We start from the raw sequence: 7342 nt of genomic DNA on the forward strand, positions 1-7342 counted from the left end.
TGATCTTATAGTCACGTGTACCTTTCAAGACTTAGGTATGTGGATCAAGTTGGTTATGACGTAAGTCATGGCGTCTATAACAATAACGCATGAAGAGATAAAGCCCATGAAGACAATAAGCTGGAAGACAAAAACTAATTTTGTATTACAAGCCGCTATTAGCAGTGTGTTACTGCCCTCGGCAGCAACCATTCAGGCTGCAGAGGCTTATACCCTTGAAGAGGTTGTTGTAACCGCCCAAAAACGCGCCGAACGTTTGATCGAAGTCCCTATCTCAATTTCCACAATCAGTGCAGAATCGATTCAACAGACCGGTATCAAAGAATTAAAAGAAATGGGCGATTTAACTCCCAACCTGCAAATCAGCCAAAGCTCTGACTTTAATTCGCGAATTACTATTCGCGGGGTGGGCGCGGATAGTCGCAATATTGGTTTTGATAGTCGTGTGGGCGTTTACCTTGACGGTGTTTATATGGGGCAGTCGCCAGCGGCTAATCAGGGCTTGGTCGATCTGGATCAGGTGGAAGTACTGCGCGGTCCTCAGGGAACACTGTTCGGGAAAAACACGGTGGCAGGAGCGATCAGCCTGATATCGAAAAAGCCTGGTGATGAATTCGAAGGTTCTCTGGGTGTTAATGTAGGCAACTATAATAATCGCGAACTTCAGGGGTCCGTCAATCTTCCACTGACTGACGACACCAGTATGAATGTATCCGCCAATAAAACAACTCGCGACGGTTATATTAAAAACCTGTTTAACGGCGACAAGGTAAACGAGCGAGACGTCGTCTCCGGTCGTGTGCATCTGCGTTCCGACTTGACTCCTGCGCTAGAGATGAATGTCAGTGCTGACTATCTGACGCAAGATCGACTGGGGTTCAACGGTGAGCCTTTGACCGACACCTTTGGCCTCTTTATGCCAGTCTCGGGCAATGATAAGTATGAAATTTATCAGAACAAGAGCTTAAATGAAGATAAAACTCTCAAGGGGGGAGCGGTCACCTTCGACTATGAATTGGATAACGGTTATTCACTGAAATCCATCACGGCCTACCGTTCTACTGAAATAATATATGATGCCGAGCCAGATTATTCTGCAGCAGACTTTCTAAATGTGTTTTATGCCGACAGCTATAAGCAGACCACGCAGGAGTTCCAGTTAATTTCCCCGAACGAGTCAAACTTTAAATATGTCCTGGGTGTTTATTATTTCCAGCAGGATAGTCAAACGGATCGTGTTGCCAATGGCGGTTACGGTGAGGTTCCCTATCTTGGACTCACTATGGCAAACTTTGGCATCGACGCTTCACAAGCCGTCGTTGATATTGATGGTGCGGTAGATACCGAGAGCTACGCTGTCTTTGCAAACGGCACCTATGACCTGACCGAGCGCCTCACTCTGGGTGTTGGCTTCCGTTATTCGGAAGAAACCAAAGAGGTCGACTGGAGCATAGACGGAACAAATTCCGGGGCTTTTGATATCGCCACGACCCGCGTTGACGACAGTCGAACGGATAAAAGTTTTGCTCCAAGTCTTAGCCTCAATTATGCCCTCTTTGAGGACAGCTATATCTATGCTCGAGCGTCTACCGGTTTCAAGAGTGGCGGCTACAATCTGGACTTTATTAATACCTCTCAGGTTGAGGCCGGAATTGAGTTCGACGAAGAAACCGTGATGAGTTACGAAATTGGGTATAAGACCGAGTTTCCACAACAAAATGTGCGATTGAATATGGCACTGTTTTATTCTGAGTTTGACGACTATCAGGTGAACCAATACGTCGACCTTGGAGGCGGTCGCACGGCCTTGTCTATCACCAACGCGGCCACAGTGATCACCCAAGGCTTTGAGATGGACCTGACCTATCAACCAACTGCCAACCTGCAGCTGACTGCGGCTTTGGGCTTGTTGGATGCTACCTTTGACAGCTTCCCGGGTGGCGGCTCTGAAGGTAGCGATGCCTCCGGTAATGATTTGCCCTATGCGCCCAAGGTTACTGCTTCTCTGAGCGGTCAATATTATTACCCGCTACCGTCGTTGGGCGCCAGCTTGCTGTTGCGTGCTGATTACAGTTATACCGATGAGTACTACATCACGATCAACAACGATGAGGACTACGGTCTGCTCGATGGCTCTACAGTTGACTTTGGCCAACTCGATAGCTATGGCACTGTTAGTGCGCGCATTGGTCTGGAAGACGATGGCGGATCCTGGGCGGTATCTCTATGGGGCCGTAATTTAACCGACAGCCAACATCTAGATTTTAGCAACCGCGACTTTTTCGGTACTATTTTGGGAGGCTACGCGATGCCCCGGACTTACGGTGTCGAAGCGAAATACAACTTTTAATATGGCCTGTGCCTGTCTACGTCTACTCCGCCTGCACACTGCACCAGCTCAATTTAGATAAAGTGTGAAAGTATTAAATTGTACCCATGTTTCCATGGCCGAGATTATCGGCCATGGAGGCTAACAGGCCGTTGAAAAAAGGTTTTCTCGCAAAAAATCTCCCACCAGAAAATTCCGACAACACTTTGAAAAATGTCATTATTTTTTGCATCCAAACTCTTCTATCGTTGAAGCTGAAAAATATTTTTTTGATTAATATTTATGCAGAATCCGATCTTTGATGGTTATTCCCAACGCCATCAACGATTTCATTCGCATTATATTGTAGCCTGTTGCTGAAAATATAAAAATCCAGGCGGTTTTATCACGTCCTACGTGGCGCAATTTACGCATCAGACCAATGTCTTTCATCCAGCCAAAGCATTCCTCTATCTGTTTTCGTTTTACCTGGTTGACGGCGTGAACCCAGGGATCGGTCGTTCTTTTGTCTATCGCACTATTGGTGTCTTTCTTGGCAACATGCGCGTCACCTCAAGGCCACAACAACCTTCCATAAACTCACAAGTATCGTACTGGCCACCACAGTGAGTTCCGGTGTTGTTCCTTGGCGAGCAAGCATGGTTGTGCCTGCATCCCATTCCTGCTTTGTGCTTGCCCTGGGCACTTCAGTCTCTACGATCAAGCCGTTCCTGTTCTCTGTCAGACGATGCGCCATATGGCACAGCTTTGATGCCGTCCCTTTATTTTTCCAATAGAACTTCGCACCGGCGTCGGTTGTTAATGTGTGCGTTTTATTACTGTGTGGCATGCCTGAAAAATCGTCGTCATCATCTCCTGAGCCATGCTTTGGCTTGAAGGATTTCATCGATGCACAGGCCTCAAGTAGCGTGCCATCGATAGATAAATGATCACGCAAGATGAGCCTTTTGGCATAGGCTTGCTTCTTGATGGCTTCGAAAAACAATTCATCGATATAAAAACGCATCAAAAGATCCCTGTTCTTTGAAAAGACGGAATGATGCCACGCAGGCTCCTCCATGCCGAGACCAGCAAACTAGTTAAACATCAAGTCGTATTCCAGCCGCGGCGCTCTGAGCGAATGGTAAACAAGATTTGTAAAAGCATTGCCCGTATGAGCTGCTCTGGCGCAATGGACGGGCGACCAACTGTGGATTACACATTGCTCAAAGCTGAATCCTTTTCAGCAAGCCCAATATCGACGATTCTATGGACCTACGAATAGGGTGGGAGCTGGGAATTCACGATTCGAGATCTTCATGACTGAATAGTACGCTCTGCGTTGTTGTATGAACGCGCATATCCGGACAGCTATGATGAATGAAGCGCCATTATCGTATTTTTTGAGTTTTTCAACAGGCTGCTAGTGATATTTGGCGTTGTATGGTCTCTTTTTCCGGAAAAAGACCTCCATTCATATATTTTTACAGTTGGAGTATTCGAGGCGCTTATTTTGGCTTTAATAGAGGCCAGAGACAACCGACGTGTTCTTAGCACTAATAATGAAGAAGAGAATAGAGTAAAAGAAGAAATCTTTAGAAACCTGAAAAATGATGAGAACAAGCTGGGTGTACTAATAAACACCATTCTGGAGAGTGCTCAAAGTACGTCAATCCCAGATTGATATCAGATAGATTCTTCAAAAGAGATGATTCTGTCTCGCTTACATATAATTTCTTCAAGTCCTAAGCTGAAAGTGAAACACCAAGATGAAACAGATGTAAATTTTATTTTAAAACACTAAATAACATATCAGAAATGACTAAAAAGGGAGCTATGCTCCCTTTAACAATAATAAAAGCCGCCATCAGACCTTTATAATAAAATACCCAAAATCTTACTTAATGGAGTTTTTATAAATTTTCCCGTCTTTCATGATCAGATCAAAGTTAGCATTAGGGTCACCAATTAAATCAATATTTTCTAAAGGGTTGCCATCTACTAGTATTAAGTCTGCATAAGCACCTTTGTTAATCACGCCTAACTTACCTTTTTGATATGGGTTACGTGGACCAGACAAATAAATCAGCTCAGCATTATTTGACGTAACCAGTTTCATGATTTCGTATGGCGTAAACCAACGCTTCATTTTAGCTACGAACACCCCTTGTTTAGCTGCAAGTTTAGCATCAAACAACATGTCCGTACCCCACGCCATTTTCACCCCTAACTTTTTAGCAAGGCGAATTGTTCGGTCAGTACCATCAGTGACTTCTAAGTATTTTTGTGTACTTTCAGGATCCCGAAACTTAATCGCATCGTCATCATTTAGAATAGGCTGAACAGATAGCCAAGCACCTTTTTCCTTCATCAGTTTAAGGGTTTTTTCACTCAGTAGATTTCCATGCTCTATTGATTTCACACCGGCTTCAAGAGCTACCTGAGCTGCATCGTCAGTAAAAATATGTGCCAAGACATATGTATTATAGGTATCGGCCACTTCGACGAATGCTTCAAGCTCTGCTTTTGTGTATTGTCTTACATCAAGCGGGTCATAGAGAGAAGAAACACCACCACCAGCAGCTATCTTGATCTGTGTTGCGCCTAACCGCATTACTTCGCGTGTACGTAATGTTACTTCCGGCACCCCATCTGCCTGTAACATCAATGCATTAGCATACCAATACCAATTTGAGTCGCCCGAGTTTGTAGGCACTGAAGTATAAGGACGATAGTCAAGGTGACCGCCCGTTTGGGTAATAGGAGGTCCCGAAGGTAGCATACGAGGACCGACAATATCGCCTCGCTCAATCATTTTGTGGATAGAAAACGTATTGCCGCCAGTATCCCTTACCGTTGTAAAACCACGCATTAACACATCAGGTGCAGCTAAAGCGCCAGAGATAGCGACTTCAGCAATGTCTCCAGTTAACACAACATTCTGTAATAAGCAGCAATATGTCATGTGCCAGTGAGCATCAATCATACCTGGGATCATAGTACGACCACCACCATCAATCACCTTGCCACCAGCTACCATAAGGGGCTCTGTTGAGACTTCGGTAATAATATTGTCAGTGATAACAATATTGGCATTTTTTATTAATTTTTCGTTAACACCATCAAAGACATTAATATTAGTGATCAATGTAATATTGGGATCAGGCACTTGAGCTGACGCTTTCCCTAAACTCGCGATGGTTAACGATACCGCGATAATCGTTTTAACATATTGCTTCATTTTGACTTTTCCTATGCACAAATATTTGATTTCAAAAAAGTGATTAACGTGGCATTAGCCACTTATTTTCACTATTTTTTATTTTTTACCCTAAATACAATTTGAGAAGTAATGCACCTTAATGTGCGTGAGTTCTAGGGGACCTCTGAATAACGCTATATTTCACAACATTTCTTGATAGCAGTTCCGCTTTGCCGTTTTTCGGGCTAAATATCTCCGCATTTCTCATTATTTCCATCTGGAATTGCCCTTTTGGCCAACTTCAGATGGAGTTATCCCGTTAGGGCATCATATAAGGCTCAGCGCGAAGCAAATTGGCAAAGCCTGCCAGAAGATACAAACGGTTGCTGTTCTTTGCCAAACTGCGATAGTGGACTTTGCTATAACCAAATTGGCATTTGATTCGGTGGAAACAATGCTCGACTTTGGCTCTAACACTGGCCTTAATTTTTTCCGCCTGTGACATCGTATCTGATTTGGCCAGCGTCGAGCGCTTACCAGGACGCATGGCAATCTGCCATTCTAGGTTGCGATCTTTGTGTTCCACGCGCTTGTCTAAACCTCGATAACCCGCATCACCCCAGATCCGCTTTTCATGGCCATGTGTAATAAATGATCTATCTGGGTGATGTCATGAACATTTGCGGGTGTCGTCGTCAGGCTGTGAATGAGGCCCAGCGATTCATCAACAGCCACATGCATCTTCATGCCAAAGTGCCATTCATTGCCTTTCTTGACTTGATGCATCTCAGGGTCGCGCTCACCCTTTTCATTTTTGGTCGAAGAGGGCGCTGCAATAATGGTCGCATCCACGATACTGCCTTCTTGGAGCTCTTCAGTCCCTGGGAAGACAGATGGCCTTGGATGGTGTCGAATAAACGCTGGCCAAACATATGCTTCTCCAGAAAATGACGAAAGTTAAGAATGGTCGTCTCGTCTGGCAGGTTATCTGACATCCTTAGCCCGGCAAAACGGCGTATAGACTCAATTTCATACAACGTATCTTCCATCGCTGGATCGTTCAGATTATAAATAAGCTGCATAACGTGAATACGCAAGATCACCGGCAGTGGATAGGGCTTGCGGCTAGTTTTGCCGGTTGAGTATTTCTTGGATAATTGCCGTTCCAGTTTTTCCCACGGAATCAACTTATCCATACGCTCAAGAAACTTCTCCCGACGCGTCTTGCCTTCATATTCTGCTTCGGCAAAGGTTAACTGGCTCATATCCTGATCTCAAACGTGTAAAGCGCTATTTTGCCATTTATTGGGTGTTTTTCAGAGGTTCCCTAGTAAAATTCAGTTGGCATCTAGACCAACTGATACAACTTTCCTTAATTAATATCGACACTAACTCAAATTGCGAATTACACAGTTCAAAAATCGTTACAATAATTCGTTTTTAAAAATGCTGTCACACACCAACACAACGTTAATATTAAGTTAAATAAATGTAGCAATCCTTTTGGGTTATAACAACTATTAATGCTATTTAATCAATAAAATTATTAGTTAGTTGAAACGGGATTAATCATTAAAAATGTTAATTTTAATGACAACTTTGCTAACTATATTTCATCGAATATATTTATTATCCGAACATAAAAAGAGGCGTTAAATACCAGAGTTACCCACGAACAGTAGACACCTTCTATAGTTATATTCAGCTATAAGGAGGTGTCCCAATGGCACGTAAAAGAAATCAGGCTTATACCGAAGAGTTTCGTAGAGAAGCCGTCAAACGCTCCGAAAAGCCAGGAGTTACCCAGGCGCAGGTCGCCAAGGAATTGGGGG

The 7342-nt window shown here is 44.0% G+C and carries 5 protein-coding genes and 2 pseudogenes; 2 read left to right on the forward strand and 5 right to left on the reverse strand.

Annotated elements, in window-relative coordinates; genetic code table 11:
* The first annotated feature begins 67 nt into the window (after positions 1 to 67).
* Positions 68 to 2350: a TonB-dependent receptor gene (locus tag G8770_RS11680; RefSeq protein ID WP_167186565.1), complete on the forward strand. Its 2283-nt coding sequence runs from the start codon at positions 68 to 70 to the stop codon at positions 2348 to 2350.
* Positions 2351 to 2602: 252 nt separating this feature from the next.
* Here G8770_RS11680 and G8770_RS11685 read toward each other — a convergent pair whose 3' ends face one another.
* From G8770_RS11685 to G8770_RS11705, 5 genes and pseudogenes are all read right to left on the reverse strand, one after another.
* Positions 2603 to 2842, reverse strand: coding sequence for a transposase (locus G8770_RS11685; RefSeq protein WP_167186618.1), 240 nt, complete (start codon positions 2840 to 2842; stop codon positions 2603 to 2605).
* A gap of 34 nt (positions 2843 to 2876) precedes the next feature.
* Entirely contained in the window at positions 2877 to 3335 is a 459-nt protein-coding gene (locus G8770_RS11690) for a hypothetical protein (protein ID WP_167186568.1), read from the reverse strand.
* Positions 3336 to 3415: 80 nt separating this feature from the next.
* Positions 3416 to 3505, reverse strand: a pseudogene (locus tag G8770_RS24650) (hypothetical protein); the annotation flags it as partial.
* 700 nt (positions 3506 to 4205) lie between these two features.
* The gene (locus G8770_RS11700; RefSeq protein WP_167186571.1) at positions 4206 to 5549 is read right to left on the reverse strand and encodes a metal-dependent hydrolase family protein; all 1344 of its coding nucleotides are present in this window, start codon (positions 5547 to 5549) and stop codon (positions 4206 to 4208) included.
* 280 nt (positions 5550 to 5829) lie between these two features.
* Positions 5830 to 6775: pseudogene (locus G8770_RS11705) on the reverse strand (IS5 family transposase).
* A 458-nt stretch (positions 6776 to 7233) separates the two neighbouring features.
* Between G8770_RS11705 and G8770_RS24655 the strand changes: the two are divergent.
* The coding region (locus G8770_RS24655; protein WP_167186574.1) for a transposase at positions 7234 to 7342 on the forward strand (109 nt) is incomplete at its 3' end.

Origin of the sequence: Pseudomaricurvus hydrocarbonicus (genome assembly GCF_011602365.1) — a bacterium.
Lineage (GTDB): Bacteria > Pseudomonadota > Gammaproteobacteria > Pseudomonadales > Cellvibrionaceae > Pseudomaricurvus > Pseudomaricurvus hydrocarbonicus.

Bases quoted from the DNA above. Each gene is read 5' to 3' on its own strand.
- G8770_RS11680 (WP_167186565.1), top strand. From the start codon at position 68: ATGGCGTCTATAACAATAACGCATGAAGAGATAAAGCCCATGAAGACA.
- G8770_RS11690 (WP_167186568.1), bottom strand. From the start codon at position 3,335: ATGCGTTTTTATATCGATGAATTGTTTTTCGAAGCCATCAAGAAGCAA.
- G8770_RS11700 (WP_167186571.1), bottom strand. From the start codon at position 5,549: ATGAAGCAATATGTTAAAACGATTATCGCGGTATCGTTAACCATCGCG.